This window comes from Arthrobacter sp. TJ-170 (assembly GCF_058269305.1).
In genome coordinates, this window is record NZ_JBZCNL010000002.1 from 38,530 (window position 1) to 60,284 (window position 21,755).

Sequence of the window (21,755 nt, forward strand, 5' to 3'; positions counted from 1 at the left end):
CTCTGAGGAGCACAGCCTATACCGAGGTGCAGCGGCACCCGCAGAGTGACAACCCGTCCTTCTGCGTAATCCTCCGAGTGATGTAACCGGCGCTTAAACACCGCTGGGGAGGACCTTTTCAGGTCCTCCCCAGGGAGAAAGGCTAGTCCGAAGACTAGACGCGCACGAAGAACGCGCCGGCGAGGTCGCTCAGCGGGTGCTGCATGGTGAGGTTTGCACCATTCATGCCGCTGCTGATGACCTGGCCACCGCCAGCGTAAACAGCCACGTGGCCACCGGTGATGACGAGGTCACCCGGTGCCGGGGTGCTTACCTGCGCGCCGTAGCCTGCGAACTGCATGGGGCCGAGGTCACCGACAGGCTTCCCGGCTGCAGCCATTGCGATCTCAACGAGGCGGGTGCAGTCCTGAACAGCGCCACCGGCGAGCTGCGCCCGGGCAGAAGCGAGGATCGATGCGCCTGCGCCGCTTGAAGAACCATCAGCCACGGTGATCTTGGAGGACGCGGTGGTGATGTTCATGGTGCTGGTCTCTGCCGGTGCCGGAGCAGCCTGAACCTGCGGTGCAGGTGCGGGAGCCGGTGCCGGAGCGGGTGCAGCAGGAGCCGGAGCGGGTGCAGCCGCGGCAGGAGCCGGAGCGGCTGCAGCAGGAGCGGGTGCAGCCGCGGCAGGAGCCGGAGCGGCTGCGGCGCTGCCGGACAAGCTGATGACCTGGCCCGGGTAGATGATTGACTCCCAGCCGAGGCCGTTCGCAGCGAAGATGGCGTCGAGGCTGACACCGTAGTTGCCGGCGATGGCGCCGAGGGTGTCTCCGGCCTGAACGGTGTGGGTCGGAGCGTTCACAGCAGGTGCCGGAGCAGCCGGAGCCTGAGCAACGGGGGCCGGGGCGACGGGCGCCACTGCTGCCTGCACGCTTACCTCAGCGGCCGGGACGGTGGCAGAAGTGGTGGTGGTTCCCGCGCTGGCCGGAAGGGCGGCTCCGAACATGATGCCGGAGGCTGCTACAACTACAGCTGCAGGGCGGCCAACGGTGCCAGCGTGCGAGCTGACTGCCTTGGACACGATCTGCATGGTGCTGGGCGGAGTTGCACGGTGGCGCGCGATATGACGGTTTTTGGACACGGAATAGCCTCTCCCAACGCCTGCGGAGTTAGCTGTCGGATTCGGATGGGAGCCACCCGGACGACCGGCACAGAGCCGGTACGTCTTCACCCCTAGGACTTCACAGAAGTCCGCTAATCTGGTTCCCCCGCTCCTGCCGCAGTGTGTAGCGAACGGACCTTCCAGCGGCGGCAGGATTAGGCAATCCACCAGAAGGAAGCCGGGCTTTTGAACCCGGCGTGTCCATAACGTTACATACCTTTCATTGAATTGTCACGTTTCGATCACGGAGAGGCTGATCACACGTGCCGCAGCATCCGGTCAGATCTTGTATTCGGCGTTCGGGTCTTTTGAAGCTTCGTTATCGCCGCCACGGTGCATCGCCGACTGGGCCTTCTTCAGTGCCTGCTCAGCCTGCGCCTGAACCTCGGGAGCTTTGGCTTTCACGGTCTCCGACGCCTGGGAAACCTTGCCCTGCACCTTCGGACTGTTCCACAGCTCGTTGGCCTTGACCTTGATCTGCTCATAGCTGGCACGACCGGCCCGGGCGCCCAGAACGTAGCCTGCCGCCATGCCTGCTGCAAAAACCAACTTGTTCTTCATCGCGTTACTCCTGACGTGTCGGATACTGAGATATCGAATCTAATCAGCATACTTACTTTTGTCACGTCAGGGGATACTTACCACCGTCCGTTGCGGGGCCTCGGCTGGCATCGTGGGCAGGTATATGAGGAACGGTTCATGAAGGTGTCGCGCCGGATGCGCGAGTCCAGACCGTCTGCCGAGCATCGCCGGCAAGGGTCGCGTTCCCTGCCATAGGCGTTCAGTGAGCGTTCAAAGTAACCGGAGGCGCCGTTGACGTTCACGTAGAGGGAATCGAAGCTCGTGCCTCCTGCGTCGAGCGCGCGAGCCATCACGTCGCGGCAGGACGTGAGCAGCCGGGCAGCTTCCGCCCGGCGGAGAGTGTCCGTGGGACGCGCATAGTGCAGTCTGGCAGCCCACAGCGACTCGTCCGCGTAGATGTTGCCGACTCCCGAAACCAGAGTCTGGTCGAGCAGTGCACGCTTCAAACCGGTGCGCCGGGCGCGCAGCTTCCGGTAGAACTCCTCGAAGGAAAATGCCGGGTCCAGCGGGTCCCGCGCGATGTGCGCCGCTTCGAGCGGCACCAGTGGCGCTGGACACTCCCCCAGTCCACCCGGAAGCCCGTCCGAGGTGGGCACCATGCTAGTAACGAAGAGGCCACCGAAGATTCGCTGATCAACGAAGCGGAGCTCTTCCGGCAGCGGTTCGCCTCCGGAAACTGTGGACAGCCGCAGCCGTACCTTCAGGTGCTTTTCGTCGGGCTGGGTGTGGTCTTCGACCAGAAGCTGTCCGCTCATGCCTAGATGCGCCATCAGCGCTATCTGTTCCGTGCCGGCCGTGAGGCCGGCCGGAGGCGGCGGGTACGACGACATAGGGTCACCGATGTCGCCGTCATCCGTAGCGAGCGGCAACCAGAGAAATTTCCCACGGCGTACCGCATCTGTGACGCGGGCGCCGACAAGGTTGCCTCTGAAGTCCTCAGTGCCGAGGGCATGACGGCGGATTGAGCGGGGGTCAAGAACGTCTACCGCCTCGATGCGGCGCCCGCTGACCCAGCGTGCGAGCCCCCGGCGTACAACCTCCACCTCGGGAAGTTCAGGCATCACAAGCTCCCGGGATCACGTGGACTGACGTGCCTCCGCGTCAGCGTGCGCATCGACGTTCCCTAGCTGCAGCAGCTTCCAGGAGGCCGCCGCCGCCTCTTGCTCGGCTTCCTTTTTGGAGCGGCCGGAGCCGGAACCATAACTGGTACCGCCGATGACAAGCACCGCTTCAAACCTGCGGTCGTGATCGGGACCGAATCCGGTGACCTTGTAGTCGATGACGCCCATCCGCTGCGCGGCGGCGATTTCCTGAATACTGGTTTTCCAGTCCGTTCCGGCACCGAGCGCTGCAGCGTCTTCCAACACAGGGCCGATGATGCGCATGACCAGGCGCCTCGCCGTCTCCATGCCACTACTGAGGTAGGTGGCGCCGATGATGGCTTCCATCGTGTCGGCAAGGATGGACGACTTGTTCCAGCCGTTGGTGAGCTTTTCGCCCTGCCCCAGCAGGATGTGTTGCCCGAGGCCGAGACCACGGGCAATCTCGGCGAGGGCGCGGGTACTGACGACGGCGGAGCGCCTCTTGGCGAGCTCGCCCTCGGACAGATCCGGATTGTCCCGATACAGGGCATCCGTGACCGAGAGTCCAAGGACTGCGTCGCCCAGGAACTCGAGCCGTTCGTTGGTGGGGATGCCGCCCTGCTCATACGCGTAGGAGCGATGCGTCAGGGCAAGACGAAGCGTCTCGGCGTCAATACTGACACCGAGACGCTTCAAAAGATCTTCAGAACTTTCCACGCGGGCGACGCTTTCGCGATCGTTGCCGGCAGCACCGTGAAGCGGTGCCGTCAGCATTTAGACGTCGGCTACCTTGCGGCCCTTGTACTCAAGGAACAGCTCGGTACCGGCGGAGTCGGTGACAACCTTGGCCTGGTGGGCAAGGCTGTAGGTGACGCGACCGTTCTCCACCGTCTTCACCAGCTTGGGAGCAACAGCCTTCCACTGGGACCGGCGTGCACGCGTATTCGAGCGGGACATTTTCCGCTTGGGAACAGCCACGACTAACTCTCTTCTCTCTTGTCTGACTCTGTCTTAACTTCTGGTTCCGCTGCCTCAGGGCCGGCGGCCGCGCCGGCCAACCCTGTCAGAGCAGCCCAGCGGGGGTCGAGGACCTCGTGCTGGTGTCCGGGATCCTCTTCCAGGCGTGCACCGCATTCAGCACACAGACCCTGGCAGTCCTCCCGGCATACCGGCTGGAACGGCAACGATGTTACTACCGCATCCCGCAGTACCGGCTCAAGATCGACGGTGTCGTTCTCAACCAGGCGCTGCACGTCCTCCTCTTCATCCTCCGCCGACTCAGGGGCGTCGTAGTAGAAGAGTTCCTGCACATCGACACTGCTGCCATAGCTGAGCGGGTCAAGGCATCGGCCGCATTCGCCAGTTACTTCGACGTATACGGTTCCCGATACCAGGATCCCCTCATGTACAGCCTCGAACCTCAGGTCCAACTCCACTTCGGAGCCTTCCTGAACGCCGATGAGCGCCACACCAAAATCCTTCGGTGCGGGCACATGTTCTTCGACTGTTCGCATGCTCCCCGGGCTGCGCCCGAGATCCCTGACACTGAAGACCAGGGGCGAACTGAGATCGCTTCTAATGAAAACTCCTGTAGAACATGTGACCGACGAACCATCTTAGCCCGAAACGAAGCCCCACCCCAAACCGGTGGGTCTCTCGCACGCCTGGCGAATAGGAAATCTGTGGCATCGGGAGAACAATCCTCGCAAATACCACGCTAAGTTTGGAATTATGACTCAGATACGTGTGCGGGATGCTGCACAGTTCCTCGGCGTCAGCTCAGATACGGTGCGTCGCTGGGTAGAAGACGGAACACTGTCCGCCTCGCGATCCTCGGGTGTTCTCTCGGTTGACGGGCTGGGACTGGCCCGGTTGGCTCGGGATCGTGCCGTGCTTCCCTCGGACCTGTCCAGCGTGGCCACCTCTGCGCGCAACCGTTTCGTCGGGCTGGTTACCGAAGTGATCAGCGACCGGGTGATGTCCCAGGTGGAGCTCCAGTGCGGGCCGCACCGGGTCGTGTCCCTCATGAGCAGCGAAGCCGTGCGCGAGCTTGGGATAGAACCCGGCACGGTCGCGGTGGCCGTCATCAAAGCGACCAATGTGATCGTGGAGACAGCCACAGCCGAAACCACCCCGGCAACGCGCCTTCCGGACGGACCGCGATGATGCACCGGCTGCTCCGTGCGGCGAACGGGGCCGTCGTCGTGCTTGTCGTGGCAGCCTGCGGCAGCACGAGCCCTGCAGCGGAGGACACGCTCCATGTATACGCTGCGGCCTCACTGCAGGCGCCCTTCGAGGAGATGTCCTCGGAGTTCGAAGCCGATCATCCCGGGGTGAGTGTCCAGCTGAATTTTGCCGGCTCCTCCGACCTCGCAACGCAGATCATCGCGGGCGCACCCGCCGACGTGTTCGCATCGGCCAATACTGCAACGATGGAGAAGGTTGCCGCTGAAGGGCTGCTGGCGCCCGGACCCCGGACCTTCGCCACCAACGTCCTGACGATCGCAGTGGCAGAGGGGAACCCGCTTGGCATTGACTCGATGGAGTCGCTCGCTGACCCGGCTATTTCGGTGGTGTTGTGCGCGGCACAGGTGCCGTGCGGCGAAGCGGCCATGAAGGTCCAGCAAGCCGCCGGCGTTTCCATCGAACCTGTCAGCGAGGAAGGTTCGGTCACGGACGTCCTCGGCAAGGTTTCCTCGGGGCAAGCCGACGCAGGCCTTGTCTACGTGACAGATGTACAGGCGGCAGGCGGCGCCGTCGACGGTGTGCCCCTCGATGCTGCCGCACAGGCCCGGAATGCCTACCCCATTGCGGCGACCGGTTCGGGCGGCGCCCTGGCTGCAGACTTCGTCGACCTCGTTGTCGGCCCGCGAGGCCAGCAGATTCTCTCTGGTCACGGGTTCGGGGGTTCAGACCAGTGACAGGGACCTACTCCGGGATCCCGCGATGGCTGCTCGCAGTCGCCGCAACAGGAGCCGTGTTTCTGGTCCTTCCGCTGCTTGCCATTGTGCTTCGTGTCGACTGGCCCCGGTTCGGTGAACTGATCACCTCCGACTCGTCCCGCGCCGCGCTGATACTGAGCCTCCAGACGTCGGGAACGAGTACGGTGCTGTGCGTACTGCTCGGTGTTCCCATGGCCTTCGCCCTTGCGCGGACCCGGTTCAGGGGACAGCGGCTGCTCCGCGCGCTCGTCCTGCTGCCGCTGGTGCTACCGCCGGTTGTCGGCGGCATCGCCCTGCTGTACACCTTCGGGCGTCAGGGACTGCTCGGGGAGTCGCTCCAAGTTATCGGCGTGGATATCGCTTTCTCGACGGCCGCCGTCGTGCTCGCGCAGACTTTCGTCGCCCTGCCGTTCCTCGTGTTGAGCCTCGAAGGGGCGCTGCGGACAGCGGGCACACGGTATGAGACCGTCGCTGCGACGCTGGGAGCACGACCCACCACTGTTCTCCGACGGGTGAGTCTTCCGCTTGTGGGGCCGGGCATTGTCTCCGGCGCCGTGCTGTCCTTCGCCCGGGCCCTGGGCGAGTTCGGGGCGACACTGACGTTTGCCGGCAGCCTGCAGGGTGTCACCCGGACGCTGCCGCTGGAGATCTATCTGCAGAGGGAGACGGATCCGGACGCTGCCGTCGCACTGTCGCTCGTGCTTGTCGCGGTTGCCGTCCTCGTGGTTGCCCTCGCCCACCGGATCCACGAAGGCTCTGCGCCGTGAGCCTTGAATGCAGCGCGCAGCTTGCCGCACGGAACGTCGATGTGCGGTTCTCCCTCTCAGCCGGGGAAACGGTAGCGCTCATGGGCCCGAACGGCGCCGGAAAATCCACTGTGCTGGGCGTGCTGGCGGGCCTGGTTCGTCCCGACCACGGCACTGCGACCCTCGATGGACAAACCCTGTACGACGACGGCACGTGGTTGCCGCCGCATGCCCGTGGCATCGCGCTGCTGGCCCAGGATGCGCTGCTGTTCCCCCACTTATCGGTTCTCGATAACGTGGCCTTCGGGCCGCGGTGCGCCGGCGTCCCGCGCACCAATGCCAGGGAAGCAGCGCGCCGTTGGCTTCGTGAAGTCGACGCCGCGGACCTCGCAGACCGTCGACCAACGAGCCTGTCCGGAGGGCAGGCGCAGCGGGTGGCAGTGGCGCGGGCACTCGCCGCTGAGCCTGCGCTCCTGCTGCTGGATGAGCCGCTGGCAGCCCTCGATATTTCAGTGGCGCCGATGCTGCGCAGGACCCTTCGGCGGGTGCTTGAGGGGCGCAGCGCGATCATTGTCACGCACGACATCGTCGACGCGTTGCTGCTCGCCGATCGGGTGATGGTTGTCGACGGCGGACGGATCGTTGAGGACGGACCGACCCGGCTGGTCCTTGAGCAGCCCCGGAGCTCCTTCGCAGCGGGGCTCGCGGGTGTGAACCTGATGACCGGCACCACGACCCCTGGAGGCCTGCTCACGTCATCCGGGATGCACGTGGCAGCCCTGACGGATCAGGAACTTCCGGCGGGAGAGGAAGCAGCCGCCATCTTCAGTCCGCGCGCCGTCGCCGTGCATCGGGTTCAACCGACAGGCAGTCCGCGCAACGTGCTGGCCGTGACCATCACAGACCTTGAACAGCACGGAGGACGAACAACCGTGCGGGCAGGCCACCTGAGCGCGGAAATTACCACTGCGGCCGCAGCAGAACTGGACCTGCTGCCCGGCGCGGAGGTGTTCTTCGGTGTGAAGTCGGCTGAGGTGAGTATCTACCTGCGCTGATCAGTAGCGTCGATCAGGATTGCGCTCCGGGGCAAGTTCCGGCACTGAGGCTTCGGGCGCTGATGCTTCGGGCACTGCCGCTCCTCCGCCGTCGTCGTTGTAGTCGTCCGAGGATGTTTCGACAGAAGGCCTGATCGAAACTTCCGACAGGAGGTCCCGATCATCGAGTTCCTCGTTGATCTCTTCCTGTCGGTTCTCGGTCTCGGGATGAGGAAGGCCCTCCTCGACATACTCGACCTCGAGCTGACGGTGGACCTTGCTGTTCAGGATCTCGACCTGATCGTCTTCCAACTGATTCAGGTTCTCAGGAAAGGAGTCCTCCGGCTTGATTCGACTCTTGCTCAATGCTGCCCCCTCTGTCCGCCTGCCATGGAAATCTTGATTGTACTGGCGCAGCCCCAGTTTCAGGAGGTGGTCTCCCGGAGTCTTTTGAGCACCGCCTTCGGGACGAACGGCGAAATGTCACCGCCAAGAGCGGCGACTTCCTTCAGGAGGGTTGACGACAGGTGGGAGTAGCTTGCCTCCGCCGGAATGAATACAGTCTCAATGCCGCCCAGTTGGCGGTTCATGGTGGCCATGGGCAGCTCGTACTCGAAGTCGGCGCTGGAACGAAGCCCCTTGACGATCAGGTTCGCTCCGTTTTCGCGACAGAACTCAGCAAGCAGCCCATCCCCCATGGGCAGCACCGAGACGCCACGGAGGTAAGTGAGGGTCTCGTTGGCGATGTCCAGCCGATCCTCGAGTTCGAACCGGTACTTCTTCGCGTAGTTCGTTGAGACAGCCACGATCACTTCGTCAAAGAGACTGGCGGCACGGGCTATGACCTCGAGATGGCCGTTATGAATGGGATCGAAGGACCCGGGGCAGACGGCGCGACGCATACAACGAATGTACCCTTTTGTTCCCTTCGTTGTTCGCTTTCGCTGTTCCCTCTCGCTCACCGGCCCTTCCGCCGCCGAACTGCATGGCGCCAAGCGCATTCGACATACTGGATGACATGGAATCGAACCAACCCGTCGCCACAGGCCGGCTTTCCGGCTGGCAGCGCACCGCGCAGGGTGCGAACCTCCTCTCCCCCGACGGCCGCCTTGGCACCGTCATCTTCGAGGAGATTACGGCGCTCGCGGCGCAGCACCGTGCGATCAACCTCGGCCAGGGCTACCCGGACGAGGACGGGCCGGACGTCCTCCTGAACAGCGCCCGGGAGAACATCGCCTCGGGCCTGAACCAGTACGCGCCCGGGCGCGGGCTCCCAGCGTTACGGGAAGCGATCGCGGCCCACCAGCAACGCTTTTACAGACTTCCGGTCGACGCCGAGCGGGAGGTTGTGGTCTCCACCGGCGCCACCGAGGCCATCGCTGCGTCAATCCTCGCCTTCGCCGGACCCGGAGATGAAGTGCTGACATTCGAACCGTTCTACGACTCCTACGGCGCCATCATTGGACTCAGCGGAGCCCGGCACACCACCGCGCCGCTGCTCGGACCCGACTTCCAGCCGGACCTGGATGCACTTGAAGACGCCATGAGCGAGCGGACCCGGGTGATCGTGGTCAACAACCCGCACAACCCTATGGGCACGGTCTTCTCAAGGGAGTCACTCGAACGCGTCGTCGAGTTGGCGGAGCGGTTCAACGCCATCATTGTGACCGACGAGGTGTACGAACACCTGACGTTCGACGCGGCACACATTCCCGTAGCGACGCTGCCCGGCGCCTGGGAACGCACGGTCTCGATTTCATCGGCGGGTAAGACCTTCTCCGTGACCGGCTGGAAGATCGGCTGGTTGACCGGGCCGTCAGCCCTCGTGGATGCTGTGCGCAGCGTGAAGTCCTTCCTCACCTACAGCTCCGGCACACCGTTCCAGGGAGCTGTGGCACTGGGGCTGGGTCTGGAGGACGGGTTCTACCGCTCCATTGCCGATTCACTTCGCCACAAGCGGGATGTGCTCGGTGTCGGCCTTCGCGCCGCCGGTTTTGAGGTTTTTACGCCTCAGGCAACCTACTTCACCGTGGTCGACGCAGCTCCCCTCGGCATCACGGACGCCACGGTGCTGGCGAGGCGGTTGCCGGAGCTGATCGGAGTGGCGGCCATCCCCGTCCCCGTCTTCTGCCACGAGGACGGCGCACGCCGGACGCGATCACTACTGCGTTTTGCCTTCTGCAAGAAGGAGGAGGTGCTGGCCGACGCTGCCCGTCGCCTGGCCGAGCTCCAGGACCGGTTATGACCGTTCCGTCGCGTTACCTTCGGGCGGCGGGAGCTCATGCCGAAATCGACCAGGACGCCTTCAACGACGGCGCTTTCATCCTGAGCATCGGCGGAGCTCAGCAATCCCATGTCGATCTCGCCAATCCCCGGAACGTGTTCTACGAGTACCTCCGCAGGATCGCGAACGTCCTCGACGTCTTCAGACCCGGGGCCGAGCCGATTCGCGTCCTGCATCTTGGAGCAGGTGCGCTGACACTTGCTCGTTATGTCCAGGCCACCCGCCCCGGTTCCCCCCAGGTCGCGGTCGAGCGGGAACGGGAATTGCTTGCCTTCGTTGTGGAACACCTGCCGCTACCGCCGGGCACCGATTGCACGCTGCTCGTGGAAGATGCGCGCGACACACTCGCTGCCTGCACCCCAGGTTCCTTCGACGCCGTCGTTCTGGATGTTTTCTCCGGCATCGATGGAGCCACGGAACTAGCCGCGCCGGAGGTTTATGGGCTGCTCACCCGGGCGGTCGCGCCGGGAGGCGTGGTGCTCGTCAACGTCGGCGATGATCCCCCGCTTGCTTTCGCCCGCGCGCAGGCGCGCCTGCTGCAGGACACCGGATACGACGTCGCTGCCCTCGGTGAGGTTGCCATGTTCACCGGGCAGCACGCAGGCAATATTGTGCTCGCTGCGACCTCGCGCTGGAATCCCGACTGGGAACCTGCTCTGGTAGCTGCAGGACCGCATCCCGCGGCGGTCCTCACCGGCTCTGGATACGACGATTTCGCCCATCCCGGGCTCTGATTTACGCGCAAATATCATGCGCTATTGAACCCGTGTCATCGGCCGGCACCCGCAGTACCGTTGAACTACAGCACGGATGAAACAGTTTCCGAATCACCACTGACGGAGGAATCATGACTGCGGAAATTACAGAAGTATCCGATTGCAGTGTTCACAGTTGCGCCTTCAATCACGACGGCTGCACCGCGTACGCGATCACGGTCAGCGGCAGTCCCGATCACGCATCCTGTGCCACCTTTATCGACACGTCGGAAACGGGCGGCCTGCCGATGATCCTTGCGCACGTTGGAGCCTGCCAGCGTAACGAGTGCGTACACAACAGCCATCTCATGTGCAACAAACACGATGTGAAGATCGGATCTGGCTCCGACCTCGCAGACTGCCTTTCCTACGAGCCGCGGTAGGGTCACTGCCTTCAGACGCTGAACCCACGAGGCGCCCATCCTGCCTGCAATTGTCTCTGGAGGCAGGATGGGCGCTCGTTCTTGCATTGAGGAATCCGGACGGTCGGTTCCACTCTGCGGGGTGAAATGAAGCCCTCTCAACGGGAAGATTAACCAGCGGTAACGGACCTGTCCCGATTAGCTAACGACACGACGACACATGCAGTAATGGTCAGCAAGCTGTTCAATACTGAGTGCATGGGCACGCAGCAGTTCGAAGAGACAGTCAGGGCAAAAGTGCGTCGGATACTGCGTTGGGATTGTGCACCCGCAGTGATCGTTTTGCTCGGAGTCGCGGTTTTCTGGATCGGGGGGTCCTTGGAATGGTTTGAGATGCTCAGCGTTCCTGAGAACGCAGTGGGTAGCGTGGTGTGGCTTTACCTGATTCTCGCTGCGGTGGCAGGCTCAATCGTGCTGGGAGGCGGCGCTGTCGTCGATCTCGCCCGCCGCATGAACCGCAGGTCCGGACGGGACCAATAGCGGCAGCCCCTTCGGCCGGTTAGCGGTCGGGAACAGCGCCGCGTGTGGACGCCCGAGTGCACGGTAGGTCCAGCCGGCGTCGCGCCAGGTGGCCGGGTCCAGGCAGTTACGGCCATCCACAATGGCCGGACGTGCCACCAGTTCACCGAGCACCCTCGGGTCCAGCGTGCGGTACTGCTCCCACTCGGTGAGCACCAGGACGGCGTCGGCGTTTTGCGCTGCTTCTTCGACTGAGGCCGCATAGGCAAGGTCGGGAAACCGACGGGATGCGTTTGGGACCGCTTGCGGATCGCTGGCCGTAACCGCAGCCCCTTGAAGCTGAAGCTGGGCGGCGACGCTGAGCGCAGGCGAATCGCGGACGTCGTCGGAATTGGGCTTGAAAGCCAAACCGAGTACGGCGATCCGTTGCCCGAGCAGTGATCCGCCACAGACCTCGCGTGCCAGGTCCACCATGCGGGAGCGCCGCCTCATGTTGATGGAGTCCACCTCGCGCAGGAAGGTCAGCGCCTGATCAGCACCGAGCTCGCCGGCACGGGCCATGAATGCGCGGATGTCCTTGGGAAGGCAGCCTCCACCAAAACCAAGCCCGGCATTGAGGAACTTCCGGCCGATACGCGCGTCGTGCCCCATAGCATCCGCAAGCATGGACACATCGGCACCGGTCGCCTCGCAGACCTCCGCCATGGCATTGATGAAGGAAATCTTCGTAGCAAGGAATGCGTTCGCTGATACCTTCACCAGCTCAGCCGTTTCATAGTCCATCACCAGGCGCGGACGACCCTCGGCAAGCGCCTGCGCGTACACCTCGTCGAGAATCAGCTGGGCTCCGCTGTCCGTATTCCCCAGTCCATAGACGAGGCGGTCAGGCTCGAGGGTGTCCTTCAGCGCGAAACCCTCCCTTAGGAATTCCGGATTCCAGGCCAAAGTCGCTGAGGGACATACCTCTCTGATCCTGGCCGAGATGTCGCGGGCAGTGCCGACAGGAACGGTGGATTTTCCCACCACGACATCCCCGGCGCGTAGATGCGGCAGGAGCGAGTCGACGCTCGCGTACACGTAACTCAGGTCGGCGCCGTTCTCGCTGCGCTTCTGCGGCGTTCCGACCGCGATGAAGTGCACGGTCGAACCGGCAGCGTCGGCGATATTGGTCGAGAAGCGGAGGCGGCCGGTCCCGAGTGCGTCCGCGAGCAACTCGGGCAGTCCCGGTTCAAAGAAGGGAGCCTCCGCTGAGTTGAGGGCGGCGACCTTCGCGCCGTCAACATCGATGCCCACCACCTCGTGTCCCAGCTTTGCCATGCAGGCTGCGTGCACTGCTCCGAGGTAGCCGCATCCGATGACAGACAACCGCATAATGAAAGCCCCTTGCTCCGATATTTCCGTGTTCTGCAGACACGGTACGGACGCTGGGTGGGGCGCAGATGAACTGGAGATGAGAGTTAGATGAGCTCGGGTGGTCGGGCCGGCGCCGGCTACGCTTTCGGAAGCGTCAGGCCGGTTCCAGGTACCAGAGCCGGGTCTCGCCGTATTTCTTCTCCGCGAAGCGCTCAAGCCCGTCCGGCCAGGCCGGCTCCCCGGAGCGGGACGAGCGTTCCAGTACGACGACGGCGCCCTCCGCAAGATGCGGAAGCAGGGCAGAGAGGATCGTCATTAGCGGTGCATCACCCAGCGGGTAGGGCGGGTCCATGAGCACGACGTCCCAGAGGGCATCATCCGGGACCCGGTTCACGTAGGTCTCAACCTTGGATCGGTGCACACGCACGCACGTCCATCCCAGGACCCGGTTCATGGCATCGGCGTTGGCTTTGCAGACCGCGGCTGCGCGATCCGCGGACTCCACCAGGTCGACAGTTGCTGCGCCCCGGCTCGCCGCTTCCACTCCGAGTGACCCTGACCCGGAGAACAGGTCGAGCACGTGCGCACCGTTCAGGACGTTGTATGCGTCGAGCCGTGAGAACAGTGCTTCCTTCACCCTGTCCGTGGTGGGCCGCGTCGCATTGCCAGGAACGCTGGCGAGGGGAGTTCCTCCTGCGGCGCCGGCGATGATTCGACTCATGAAGAAACACTCTAATCCACTAACAGAAACAGGTTCCGCATGGTCAAATAAGTGCAGCCGAAAAGCAGCCGCGTCAGCGAAGTGCAAGCGGCGCGCGCCGCTCAAGGGGGACTTGGGGGCTTCTCACGAAAGTCAAAAATACAGATGAATACTCGCTCCTGCCTGCTTACTGTTGGTGTCTCAGCACTTCTCGCCACAGGTACGGTTGTTACCGCTGCGCCGGCATCCGCCGCTTCCGGATCGGCTGGATGTGTCGCTGCGCAGAGCGCCCTGAAGACTCAGCTCGGCGTCGCATCGGTCGATATCAGCCTGGCGAATCAGCTTCGTGACGGGCTCGCGGCTTTCGACGCGCTCTTCGCGCAGCTCGATCCGCTCGTGTTTGAAGCAGAGCTGACCCTCGAAGACGAGTGGGCCACACTGGAGCTGGCCTGGGCAGCCGAAGCAGATGCGGACGCTCGTGTTGCAGCTGCGGAGATTGCGCTGGAACAGGCAAACACCGCAGACCCCGCGGATTCCGACGCAGTAGCTGCGGCGGAGTTGGAATTGGCGGATGCGCTGGCAGAGCAAGAGAAAGCAACAGAAGCCGTGGCTGTCGCGGATGCAGCCCTTCAAACTGCCACAGATGCTGCACTCGGTACACCGGAGATTGTCGCGCTCGAACAGCAGATCGAGACCGTCTCAATATCCCTGGAGGACGCCTTCACCCGGCTGGGGCTGACTGACGGAACCGACCCTGAGCAGCTCATCGCCCTCGCGGATGACGCGGTTGCGATGTGCTCCGCTTCGGCAGTGCAGGCTCCTGTGGTCCGCGCAGCCGCCCCCCAGCAGCAGCGTGGCTTGAATATCCAGACAGCAGCGCACGACGCCGGTGCCACCGATCCGGCGAACCTCGCCCTTCTCGCGGGGCTGGCAGGATTTGGTGCGGCGGCAGCAACGGGCGCCGTCGTCGTGCGACGGCGGCGCGCAGGACGGGTCTAACACCGTAGAGGTACGCCTACAGCGAGACGATGCCCCTGCTCCCCGACCGCGCTGCGGTCACGCAGCAGGGGCAGCAATGCTTGGCGGCCTGCGAAGAACGGCCTCTAGAACGTGCCGAATCGGCGTCGCTCCGAGTTCAGGTTCTGTATCCGGTCGTTGCGCTCCGGCGAGGACTGGGCGCCCGGAAGCGGAACTTCCGGGCGCCCAATGCCGACCCATCGGAGTGCGCGGCGAGGCCAGCTTTCTTTCACTGCTGGATGCCGCCCCGATCAGAGTCCGCGGCGGGTGTCATCCGTCCCGTCGGTCTCGACCTGTTCCTTGCGAACTTCCTCGCTGACGGTCTGCTCCTCGGTGACGACCTCTTTGTCGAGGCGCACCCGCTCCACCGGCACAGTTTCCTTCTCCACCACGGCGCGCTCCTCGTGAAGCGTCACCTCGTGCTCCTCCTCGCTGAGGGCCGGACCGTCGTATGCGGCGTCGCGGTTCGCATCAGTGATCGGCTCGCGCTCGATTCGTACTTCCTCACGCTGCACCGGAACGGTCTTCGTTACGTTCTCCGTCACCACGTATTTGCGGAGTCGGGCGCGTCCGGTTTCCCGGTTCTCGGTGCCTACGCGCAAGCGCTCCTCGGACAAAGTCATGGCGTCATCCGTGGTGGGACCCGAGGTGTCGTGTCCCACGGTTCGGTCACCGCGATCCGCGTCGTATGGATCCCGCTCACCGGCGTCGGCAATGCCCGGACCGGAATCACCAAGATCGTCAGTGCCGGTGGTGGTTCCGGCGTAGGTGCCGCGTTCGGCTGCGTCGTAGTCGCCGCCCGACCGGCTCAGTGCGTAGTGGCGGTAGAGTTCCGCTTCTTCCGCCTCGCTCAGGTTTTGGTCTGGATCGACCTTGGGAGCGTCCTTGACCTGGTCCTTGGTATAGGCGATGCGCACGTCGTCGCCCTGCATTGAAGCACCCTGTAGCGGTGCGAAGGATTCAGAGGTGCCGAAAAGCCCGGTCTTCACGGTGACCCAGCTCGGCTCTCCTGTGTGGTCATCCACGTAGACCTGGCCCGCGGATCCGACCTTGTTGCCGTCCCGGTCGACAACGTTGCCATTGCCGTCAAGGATGCGGTCGATGTGTTCCTGCGTGATCATGGTATCTCCTTGAGATTGATAGCAGAGGACTTCTTCCGAAGTATCCGGTGCCACAAGCGTAGGCACACCTGAAGCCAAATTGGAAGCATGCTTATTACTTTCTTGGAAACAGGAGTGGAACAGGCGTAGAACTGTCCTCCGCGCACCCCGTAGACCAAGGACAGACGACACGCTGATGCCAGTATGTGAACCCGTCCCGGTGTTGCCACACGATGTGAGCCGACTAGACTGACAACAGGTTCAGCAGCGAGCCACAGTAAAACTACTTGTGGGAGTGCCTCCACTATGGACGCTCAGTTGCGCTCAATATTAGAACCTCATCAAACCTCGCCCTACAGTTTCTCCGTTGATGCTCCTACGCCGGCCGAGATCGACGACGACTTTCCGACAGACCTCTCCTCGACCCCGGAACGCTGCCTCTTCCAGTTGTCCGACACCCTGTTCCTTGAGCTCGATTCGGAGACGCCCGATCTTCGCGCCATAGAGCGCTACCAGACAGTATGCGATGAGCTCACACTTCGCCAGCTCAACTCCGGTGTTGCCTGATTAGGCAAAATACTTTGTCAGCCTACTGATTGTCGCTATAGTTGTTTGTACGGTTCAGCAGCGAGCCTCACCAGCCTCATTTGACTGTGGGAGTTCTCATGGACCTGCGTTCTACAAACGCCTCTTTTACCAATCTGCGTACCGCCGTTCGGGACAATATGAAGTTGAGCCGTTTCGAACTGTACGTTGACGGCGACAATGTCGGTCATCTCCAATATGAGACGCGACAAGGCCAGATCTGGCTCCTGCATACAATCATCGAGCAGCGCTTCAGGCGGTCCCGGATGGACAACTACTTCATCGGGAACGTACTGGAAAACCTCCACAGGAGGCGGCTCGCAGTGATGCCGTTCTGCCCCGCCGTACGCGGTTATCTGGCAGGGCATCCCGAATGGGCACCGTTGATTCCGGCCTCCGAACGATCCCGTTTCCGGCTCCCGACCGCCACAAAGTCACGGAAAACCACGTCCCGCGCTTCCTGACGGGGACCTTCTGTTTCTACCCGCGCTCCAGGAAGGCTTCCTTTTCGGCATTCAGGTAGAGGTCTAGTGCCTCTTCGAGTTCGGGGTGGTCCGCGAGCGTCGGGTCCGCATCGATGAGTTCCTGCGCGTCCGTCCGGGCTTTCTCGATTACTCCGGCATGCTGGATGACTTTGAGGAAGCGTAGAGCCGACCTCCCGCCGGACTGTGAGGCACCCAGGATGTCGCCTTCCCTGCGCAACTCGAGGTCCTTCTGGGATAGCTCGAACCCGTCGGTGGTAGACGCGACTGCATCGAGTCGTTCCCTGCTGGGGTGGTCCGGTTCCAGCTGGGTTACCAACAGACACGTGCCGGGGTGTCCCCCGCGGCCGATCCGACCGCGCAGTTGGTGAAGCTGCGAGATACCGAACCGGTCCGCGTCCATGATCACCATGAGCGTTGCATTGGGCACGTCCACCCCCACTTCAATAACGGTGGTGGAGATCAGTAGGCTGACAGATCCGTCATTGAACCCGGCCATGGTCGCCGCTTTCTCTGCCGGGTCCAGCCGCCCATGCAGCGATCCCATGCTCACGCCGTTCAGGGCGGGAACGTCCGAGAAGGCCTCAAACAGCTCGACGACCGATGTCAGCTCCTGCCGCGGCGCCGACGGCCCCTCGTACAGCTCCAGCGCGTCGGCGCTGTCTGCTTCCATCTGGGAGTCCCCGATCTTCGGGCATACAACATAGACCTGCCGACCAGCGTTTATCTCTTCCCGTGCCCGGGCCCACGCGCGGTCGATCCAGCCGGGATTCTCTGAGAGCCCCACCACGTGGGTGGAAATCGGGGCACGCCCGGCGGGCAGTTCCGTAAGCGTGGAAACATCCAGGTCTCCAAACACCGTCATGGCGACGGTCCGGGGAATCGGTGTGGCCGTCATCACCAGCATGTGGGGTGCCGCGGCCGCTTTTGCCCGGAGGGCATCTCGCTGCTCAACACCGAAGCGGTGCTGTTCGTCCACCACGATCAGTCCAAGGTCGAAGAACTGGACGTTTTCGGACAGAAGCGCATGCGTTCCGATCACTATCCCCGCATCACCGGAGGCGGCGGCCAGCAGTGCCTCGCGTCTCTGTGCTGTCGACATTGAGCCGGTCAGAAGCACCACGCGGGTGCCGTCCTCGGCCCCGCCAAGCATGCCCCCCTCGGCCAGCGGACCCAAAGTCCGTGTGATGGATTGATAGTGCTGCGCGGCCAGTACTTCCGTGGGCGCAAGGAGCGCCGCCTGCCCTCCGGCGTCGATGACCTGAAGCATGGCCCTGAGCGCCACGAGTGTCTTGCCCGACCCCACCTCTCCCTGTAGCAGCCGGTTCATGGGGTGCGCCGCTGCGAGATCCGCGGCCAGCTGCTCCCCTATCTCTCGTTGGCCGGCGGTAAGGGTGAACGGGAGCGAAGCTTCGAACCGCTCCCGCAGGCCGCCCGCGCGCTGCGGACGCGACGTAGCTTCCTCCGCAAGCACCTCCGCTCGCCGTCGTGCCAGTGCCGACTGCAAAACGAGAGCCTCCTGGTATCGAAAGCGGCGTTGGGCACGGTACGCATCCTCCACCTCGACCGGGCGGTGGATCATCTCGTACGCCTGAGTGATGTTCATGAGCCGGTCACGGCGCGCGATGTGCGCCGGAATGGGATCGTTCAGTTGCGAGTGGACGAGGCCGTCGAGAAGCTGATCGACGCACTTCTTGATTGTCTCGCTGCTGATCTGCTCGGTTGCCGGATAGATGGGAACGGGCTTCAGGTGCTCATCCACTCCGGCTTCTCCTTCGTTCAGGAGGGAGAACCGGGGATTGGTGAGCGTGAGTTGCCCACGGTAGCTGCCCGTCTTACCGGAGAAGATGGCGCGGGTGCCGACGGTGAGCTGCCGCTCAGCGGCGAAACTATTGAAGAACGTGAGATGCATGGTGCCGAGGCGTCCGGCGTCGTCATCGGTAATCACGACGTCCAGCAGCTTGCCCTTCCGTGTGCGCATACGCCGGGAGTTGGCAGACTGGACACGCGCTATGAGGGTGATCTCCTCGTCAAGCGGAACGTCCGTCAGCGCAGTCAGTTCACCGGCAGCCAGGTAGGTTCGCGGGAAATGGTTGAGCAGTTGACCGACCGTGTGAATGCCCAGGCTGTCCTGAAGTGCCTTTGACGCCTTGGTACTGCCCAGTTTCAGGTGCAAGGGGGTGGCAAGCTCGGGCGTGCGCCTGTTCTCCATATACCTTCCCTAAAACAGCCCTCCTGCGCGGCAGGAACCATCGTCATGACAGTGCGAGCATAGCGGAGGCTTCTGACGATGTTGTTAGTCCTCATAATGGGTTGCGGGGGAAGATCCGGAGACCCGCTGGACGATTTCCGACGCGATGACCCGCAGCTTGACGTTGCGCGTACTCGATGCCCGCTGCAGAATTTCGAACGCTTCGACCTGTGAGCACCGGTTCTGAGCCATCACAATGCCAACGGCTACGTCGATATCCGTCCGCGACTCCATGGCCCGGCTGCGGTTGTCGGCTTCCTCGCTGTAGTGCGCCATCCGCAGCGCAAGCTGCAGCCCCTTCGACGCCTGCCGTGCATACGACTCGGCGAAGTTGATTTCATCATCCCCGAAGGAACCTGGGCGGTATGAGTACAGATTCATTGCGGCCTGCGCGCCCGGCCCGATCGTGAAGGGGGCGGAAAGAATCGAGCGAAGACCGTGTTCCGCGACCGCCCCTGCGTACGCCGGCCACCTTTCGTCGGTGCGGAAGTCCTCCACGATTATGGTGCGCTGATCACGGGCTGCAGTGAGACACGGACCTTCTTTAAAGGCGTACTGCAGCTCGTCCATTGCTTTCGCCTTGTCGGTGTTGTACGCCACAGTTGCGGCACGACGGCGGCGGAGCAACGTGATGCCGCAAAGGATGTCTTCCTCTTTCCCGCTCACGCTGCGGGCTGAAAGCTCCGCAAGTTCGTTGAGGAATTCCTGCATGTCAGAGGTGGACAGGATGAGATCCTGCATCTCCTCAAGGAACGACCGCCGAGCACCCGCAACGGACTGCTCCGCTTCAGGACCGGGTGCGTAGATCTCCTCCTCAGCATCGAAGGAGACGGATTCGCCCACGGTTCCATCCTTTCAATGGTTCAAACGTCAAGTTTCATCGCATAGGATACTTCACTAAGCGCCCTTCTTAATTCAGGAAGATTCCTACCGTCCGTGGGGTGGCGCCGCCGGTGCCGTACCACCGGGTTTGGTTCGAGTGTGCAGCACTACCACAGTGCGCACCTCTTTCGGCGTTAGAAGGTTGAGGCATGGATACTTCGCACTGGTCAACAAGCCGCCTGCTGAGCACAGCGGCTCGGCTGAATGAAAACCGCGACAATGAGCGGCTCCGCAGCATCGGAGTTACACATTCCGGCGTAACCATCCTGAAGGTTCTTGCCACCGTTGGGTCGATGAGCCAGGTGAAGTTGGCGCAGACCGTCCGGGTTCAGGCACAAACGGTGGGAAAGGCTCTGGAGCGCCTCGAAGCGCGCCAACTGGTCACTCGCTCCAAGAGCGATACCGATCGGCGCGTGACCTTCGTCGCCCTCACCCCGGCGGGCCTGGCGCTCCTTGACCAGGTGCAGCAGGGTGAAGGGGTACCTCTCGGAGGCGGGGGCTACCTGGAGGAAGACCTGCGTGCAGCGCTCATCAGCGTCATCAACGCCACCCGTGACAATCTCCTCGCCAGCGGCGTCGCCCCCGAGCCGGAGTTGGCTGTTTCCGCCTAGAGTGCTCCCGAGCCGACTGCTGTCTCGCGGCTGATCACCCTCTCTCTACCCGCAAGCACGCCCATCAGCGCGAGTACTGCCATGATGGCCGCGGTGGCGAGGAGCGGAAGCGTCCAGTCACCGCTCACATCACGCAGTGCGCCGAACATCACCGGCCCGGCTGCTCCCAAGCCATACCCGACAGATTGGGCCATACCGGAGAGGGCAGCGGCCTGCGGATAGTTCACGGTGCGGAGGCTGAACAGAGACAGTGCGATCACGATGAGACTGCCGCAGCCCACCGCACCGAACAGCACCCACAACAGCGAGAAGTCCGGCGCAACCGCCAACCCGAGAAAGGTAACGAACGTCAACGCGCTGCTTGTGAACGATACAAGGCGTTGATCCGACCCCCGATTCAGGATCCCCCCGGTCGCAAGGCTCGCGAACACGCTGACGAGCAGGAAAACGGACAGATGCAGACCGGCTGCCGTCGCTGACACTCCTCGGCTCTGCTCAATGGTCGGCAGCCAGGCCATCAGGACGTAGAACGCGATCGACTGCAGCCCCATGAACAGCGTCACCTGCCAGCCCAACGCTGAGCCCCAGGGCGACCGATACGGAGCGGGCGGCGTGACAGCATGCGCGCTGCCCGATGCCTGGCGGCGCACCCATGGCAGCAGAACGGCCATGGCGATCAGCGCAAGTCCCACCCAGATGCCGAGGGCCAGCCGCCATCCTGCCGGCGAAGTCTGTGCTACCGGAACGACGACGGCGGCGCCGATCGCGGCGAAAGCGGCCTGTGTTGCGGTATAACTTCCGGTGATCTGGCTGACCTTCGTCGGGAAGTCCCGTTTCACCAGAGATGGCAGGAGGACGTTGAGGAATGCAATCGCGAGACCGATCAGGGCAGTGCCTACCCAGATGAAACCGGGGACCGGCAATGATCGGAGCACGATACCGGAAGCGAGGATCAGCAGGGAAATCCATAGCGCCCGGTCGAGCCCCAGACGGACAGCAAACCCGGGCGCCACGGGTGAGAAGACTGCGAACGCGATGAGCGGCAGGCCTGTGAGTAATCCGGCTGCGGCGCTGGATAGTTCAAGATCGCTGCTGATGTTCGCGAGGACAGGCCCCACGCTGACGAAGGACACGCGTAGGTTGACCGCAATAAGAAGGACGCCGATGAAGGCGAATCCGAAGCGGGCAGTTCGTTCCGGTGCGTTCCAGGTGGCAGCGGGCATGGTGCGGTCTTCCATCCTTCGAGGCTAGAGGAGCGCCTCACCGCGCATCCTCTTCCACCCTAGCGCCGGGTACGCCTCAAATTGCCGTACCGCGGGTCCTGCAA

Annotated in this window: 25 protein-coding genes and 1 riboswitch; of the genes, 11 read left to right on the forward strand and 14 right to left on the reverse strand. The window is 63.1% G+C overall.

Features of this window, described 5'->3' with window-relative positions; translation table 11 throughout:
* Positions 1-154 precede the first annotated feature (154 nt).
* The 6 genes from AC4D1W_RS04125 to AC4D1W_RS04150 form a co-directional block, all read right to left on the reverse strand.
* Positions 155-1,120, reverse strand: a complete 966-nt coding sequence (locus tag AC4D1W_RS04125; RefSeq protein WP_490897909.1) for a C40 family peptidase — start codon at positions 1,118-1,120, stop codon at positions 155-157.
* Positions 1,121-1,123: 3 nt separating this feature from the next.
* A riboswitch (cyclic di-AMP (ydaO/yuaA leader) is annotated at positions 1,124-1,281 on the reverse strand.
* 139 nt (positions 1,282-1,420) lie between these two features.
* The gene (locus AC4D1W_RS04130; RefSeq protein ID WP_490888940.1) at positions 1,421-1,702 is read right to left on the reverse strand and encodes a YtxH domain-containing protein; all 282 of its coding nucleotides are present in this window, start codon (positions 1,700-1,702) and stop codon (positions 1,421-1,423) included.
* Between the two features lie 77 nt (positions 1,703-1,779).
* Positions 1,780-2,784, reverse strand: coding sequence for a bifunctional DNA-formamidopyrimidine glycosylase/DNA-(apurinic or apyrimidinic site) lyase (gene mutM, locus AC4D1W_RS04135; protein WP_490888942.1), 1,005 nt, complete (start codon positions 2,782-2,784; stop codon positions 1,780-1,782).
* 15 nt (positions 2,785-2,799) lie between these two features.
* Positions 2,800-3,522 carry a ribonuclease III gene (gene rnc / locus AC4D1W_RS04140; protein ID WP_490888943.1) on the reverse strand — a complete coding sequence of 241 codons (723 nt, stop codon included), beginning with the start codon at positions 3,520-3,522 and terminating at the stop codon, positions 2,800-2,802.
* A gap of 57 nt (positions 3,523-3,579) precedes the next feature.
* On the reverse strand, positions 3,580-3,783 hold the full coding sequence (rpmF, locus tag AC4D1W_RS04145; RefSeq protein ID WP_056548281.1) for a 50S ribosomal protein L32: 204 nt from the start codon (positions 3,781-3,783) through the stop codon (positions 3,580-3,582).
* A gap of 2 nt (positions 3,784-3,785) precedes the next feature.
* A complete protein-coding gene (locus AC4D1W_RS04150; RefSeq protein ID WP_490888947.1) occupies positions 3,786-4,319 on the reverse strand; it encodes a YceD family protein in 534 nt (177 codons plus the stop codon).
* A 217-nt stretch (positions 4,320-4,536) separates the two neighbouring features.
* Here AC4D1W_RS04150 and AC4D1W_RS04155 point away from each other — a divergent pair, with 217 nt between their 5' ends.
* Genes AC4D1W_RS04155 through AC4D1W_RS04170 form a run of 4 tightly spaced genes read left to right on the forward strand, consistent with a single transcriptional unit; the run spans position 4,537 to position 7,548 of the window.
* Positions 4,537-4,971 carry a TOBE domain-containing protein gene (locus tag AC4D1W_RS04155; RefSeq protein WP_490888948.1) on the forward strand — a complete coding sequence of 145 codons (435 nt, stop codon included), beginning with the start codon at positions 4,537-4,539 and terminating at the stop codon, positions 4,969-4,971.
* On the forward strand, positions 4,968-5,726 hold the full coding sequence (modA, locus tag AC4D1W_RS04160; protein ID WP_490897910.1) for a molybdate ABC transporter substrate-binding protein: 759 nt from the start codon (positions 4,968-4,970) through the stop codon (positions 5,724-5,726). Before AC4D1W_RS04155 ends, modA begins: the two co-directional genes overlap by 4 nt.
* Positions 5,723-6,514 (forward strand): ABC transporter permease, encoded by a 792-nt coding sequence (locus AC4D1W_RS04165; RefSeq protein ID WP_490897911.1) that lies wholly within the window; start codon positions 5,723-5,725, stop codon positions 6,512-6,514. The genes modA and AC4D1W_RS04165 overlap by 4 nt, the downstream gene beginning before the upstream one ends.
* Complete coding sequence (locus AC4D1W_RS04170; RefSeq protein WP_490897912.1) at positions 6,511-7,548, forward strand: sulfate/molybdate ABC transporter ATP-binding protein; 1,038 nt, start codon at positions 6,511-6,513, stop codon at positions 7,546-7,548. The genes AC4D1W_RS04165 and AC4D1W_RS04170 overlap by 4 nt, the downstream gene beginning before the upstream one ends.
* On the opposite strand, the gene AC4D1W_RS04175 is transcribed toward AC4D1W_RS04170, so the two are convergent.
* Positions 7,549-7,893 carry a hypothetical protein gene (locus tag AC4D1W_RS04175; RefSeq protein ID WP_490888957.1) on the reverse strand — a complete coding sequence of 115 codons (345 nt, stop codon included), beginning with the start codon at positions 7,891-7,893 and terminating at the stop codon, positions 7,549-7,551.
* A gap of 59 nt (positions 7,894-7,952) precedes the next feature.
* Positions 7,953-8,429, reverse strand: a complete 477-nt coding sequence (coaD, locus tag AC4D1W_RS04180) for a pantetheine-phosphate adenylyltransferase (protein WP_490888959.1) — start codon at positions 8,427-8,429, stop codon at positions 7,953-7,955.
* A 116-nt stretch (positions 8,430-8,545) separates the two neighbouring features.
* Here coaD and AC4D1W_RS04185 point away from each other — a divergent pair, with 116 nt between their 5' ends.
* From AC4D1W_RS04185 to AC4D1W_RS04195, 3 genes are all read left to right on the forward strand, one after another.
* Positions 8,546-9,772, forward strand: coding sequence for an aminotransferase class I/II-fold pyridoxal phosphate-dependent enzyme (locus tag AC4D1W_RS04185; RefSeq protein ID WP_490897913.1), 1,227 nt, complete (start codon positions 8,546-8,548; stop codon positions 9,770-9,772).
* Positions 9,769-10,545: a spermidine synthase gene (locus AC4D1W_RS04190; RefSeq protein ID WP_490897914.1), complete on the forward strand. Its 777-nt coding sequence runs from the start codon at positions 9,769-9,771 to the stop codon at positions 10,543-10,545. Before AC4D1W_RS04185 ends, AC4D1W_RS04190 begins: the two co-directional genes overlap by 4 nt.
* A gap of 113 nt (positions 10,546-10,658) precedes the next feature.
* Positions 10,659-10,949, forward strand: coding sequence for a DUF1540 domain-containing protein (locus AC4D1W_RS04195; RefSeq protein WP_490897915.1), 291 nt, complete (start codon positions 10,659-10,661; stop codon positions 10,947-10,949).
* Positions 10,950-11,393: 444 nt separating this feature from the next.
* On the opposite strand, the gene AC4D1W_RS04200 is transcribed toward AC4D1W_RS04195, so the two are convergent.
* Both AC4D1W_RS04200 and rsmD read right to left on the reverse strand, forming a co-directional pair.
* Positions 11,394-12,818, reverse strand: a complete 1,425-nt coding sequence (locus AC4D1W_RS04200; protein WP_490888966.1) for a UDP-glucose dehydrogenase family protein — start codon at positions 12,816-12,818, stop codon at positions 11,394-11,396.
* A gap of 136 nt (positions 12,819-12,954) precedes the next feature.
* Positions 12,955-13,521, reverse strand: a complete 567-nt coding sequence (rsmD, locus tag AC4D1W_RS04205) for a 16S rRNA (guanine(966)-N(2))-methyltransferase RsmD (RefSeq protein WP_490897916.1) — start codon at positions 13,519-13,521, stop codon at positions 12,955-12,957.
* A 144-nt stretch (positions 13,522-13,665) separates the two neighbouring features.
* Between rsmD and AC4D1W_RS04210 the strand changes: the two genes are divergently transcribed.
* Positions 13,666-14,499, forward strand: coding sequence for a hypothetical protein (locus AC4D1W_RS04210; RefSeq protein ID WP_490897918.1), 834 nt, complete (start codon positions 13,666-13,668; stop codon positions 14,497-14,499).
* Between the two features lie 269 nt (positions 14,500-14,768).
* Here the strand turns inward: AC4D1W_RS04210 and AC4D1W_RS04215 are convergent, their stop codons facing one another.
* Positions 14,769-15,638: a YsnF/AvaK domain-containing protein gene (locus tag AC4D1W_RS04215; protein ID WP_490897919.1), complete on the reverse strand. Its 870-nt coding sequence runs from the start codon at positions 15,636-15,638 to the stop codon at positions 14,769-14,771.
* A gap of 285 nt (positions 15,639-15,923) precedes the next feature.
* Between AC4D1W_RS04215 and AC4D1W_RS04220 the strand changes: the two genes are divergently transcribed.
* Entirely contained in the window at positions 15,924-16,184 is a 261-nt protein-coding gene (locus AC4D1W_RS04220) for a hypothetical protein (RefSeq protein ID WP_490888977.1), read from the forward strand.
* A gap of 164 nt (positions 16,185-16,348) precedes the next feature.
* Positions 16,349-16,666 (forward strand): N-acetyltransferase, encoded by a 318-nt coding sequence (locus tag AC4D1W_RS04225; RefSeq protein WP_490888979.1) that lies wholly within the window; start codon positions 16,349-16,351, stop codon positions 16,664-16,666.
* A 16-nt stretch (positions 16,667-16,682) separates the two neighbouring features.
* Here the strand turns inward: AC4D1W_RS04225 and AC4D1W_RS04230 are convergent, their stop codons facing one another.
* Both AC4D1W_RS04230 and AC4D1W_RS04235 read right to left on the reverse strand, forming a co-directional pair.
* A complete protein-coding gene (locus AC4D1W_RS04230) occupies positions 16,683-18,896 on the reverse strand; it encodes an ATP-dependent DNA helicase RecG (RefSeq protein WP_490897920.1) in 2,214 nt (737 codons plus the stop codon).
* Between the two features lie 84 nt (positions 18,897-18,980).
* Entirely contained in the window at positions 18,981-19,778 is a 798-nt protein-coding gene (locus tag AC4D1W_RS04235; RefSeq protein ID WP_490897921.1) for a GAF and ANTAR domain-containing protein, read from the reverse strand.
* A 188-nt stretch (positions 19,779-19,966) separates the two neighbouring features.
* Between AC4D1W_RS04235 and AC4D1W_RS04240 the strand changes: the two genes are divergently transcribed.
* Entirely contained in the window at positions 19,967-20,428 is a 462-nt protein-coding gene (locus tag AC4D1W_RS04240) for a MarR family winged helix-turn-helix transcriptional regulator (RefSeq protein ID WP_490888986.1), read from the forward strand.
* Here the strand turns inward: AC4D1W_RS04240 and AC4D1W_RS04245 are convergent.
* Positions 20,425-21,666 (reverse strand): MFS transporter, encoded by a 1,242-nt coding sequence (locus AC4D1W_RS04245; RefSeq protein WP_490897922.1) that lies wholly within the window; start codon positions 21,664-21,666, stop codon positions 20,425-20,427. The two genes, AC4D1W_RS04240 and AC4D1W_RS04245, sit on opposite strands and share 4 nt — an antisense overlap.
* Positions 21,667-21,755: the final 89 nt, after the last annotated feature.

Excerpts from the sequence above, each read along its gene's own strand:
- coaD (WP_490888959.1), bottom strand. The coding sequence starts at position 8,429 with ATGCGTCGCGCCGTCTGCCCCGGGTCCTTCGATCCCATTCATAACGGC.
- rsmD (WP_490897916.1), bottom strand. The coding sequence starts at position 13,521 with ATGAGTCGAATCATCGCCGGCGCCGCAGGAGGAACTCCCCTCGCCAGC.
- AC4D1W_RS04150 (WP_490888947.1), bottom strand. The coding sequence starts at position 4,319 with ATGCGAACAGTCGAAGAACATGTGCCCGCACCGAAGGATTTTGGTGTG.
- mutM (WP_490888942.1), bottom strand. The coding sequence starts at position 2,784 with ATGCCTGAACTTCCCGAGGTGGAGGTTGTACGCCGGGGGCTCGCACGC.
- AC4D1W_RS04155 (WP_490888948.1), top strand. The coding sequence starts at position 4,537 with ATGACTCAGATACGTGTGCGGGATGCTGCACAGTTCCTCGGCGTCAGC.
- AC4D1W_RS04200 (WP_490888966.1), bottom strand. The coding sequence starts at position 12,818 with ATGCGGTTGTCTGTCATCGGATGCGGCTACCTCGGAGCAGTGCACGCA.
- AC4D1W_RS04210 (WP_490897918.1), top strand. The coding sequence starts at position 13,666 with ATGAATACTCGCTCCTGCCTGCTTACTGTTGGTGTCTCAGCACTTCTC.
- AC4D1W_RS04185 (WP_490897913.1), top strand. The coding sequence starts at position 8,546 with ATGGAATCGAACCAACCCGTCGCCACAGGCCGGCTTTCCGGCTGGCAG.
- AC4D1W_RS04190 (WP_490897914.1), top strand. The coding sequence starts at position 9,769 with ATGACCGTTCCGTCGCGTTACCTTCGGGCGGCGGGAGCTCATGCCGAA.
- AC4D1W_RS04230 (WP_490897920.1), bottom strand. The coding sequence starts at position 18,896 with ATGGAGAACAGGCGCACGCCCGAGCTTGCCACCCCCTTGCACCTGAAA.
- AC4D1W_RS04215 (WP_490897919.1), bottom strand. The coding sequence starts at position 15,638 with ATGATCACGCAGGAACACATCGACCGCATCCTTGACGGCAATGGCAAC.
- AC4D1W_RS04195 (WP_490897915.1), top strand. The coding sequence starts at position 10,659 with ATGACTGCGGAAATTACAGAAGTATCCGATTGCAGTGTTCACAGTTGC.
- AC4D1W_RS04220 (WP_490888977.1), top strand. The coding sequence starts at position 15,924 with ATGGACGCTCAGTTGCGCTCAATATTAGAACCTCATCAAACCTCGCCC.
- AC4D1W_RS04245 (WP_490897922.1), bottom strand. The coding sequence starts at position 21,666 with ATGGAAGACCGCACCATGCCCGCTGCCACCTGGAACGCACCGGAACGA.
- modA (WP_490897910.1), top strand. The coding sequence starts at position 4,968 with ATGATGCACCGGCTGCTCCGTGCGGCGAACGGGGCCGTCGTCGTGCTT.
- AC4D1W_RS04130 (WP_490888940.1), bottom strand. The coding sequence starts at position 1,702 with ATGAAGAACAAGTTGGTTTTTGCAGCAGGCATGGCGGCAGGCTACGTT.
- AC4D1W_RS04240 (WP_490888986.1), top strand. The coding sequence starts at position 19,967 with ATGGATACTTCGCACTGGTCAACAAGCCGCCTGCTGAGCACAGCGGCT.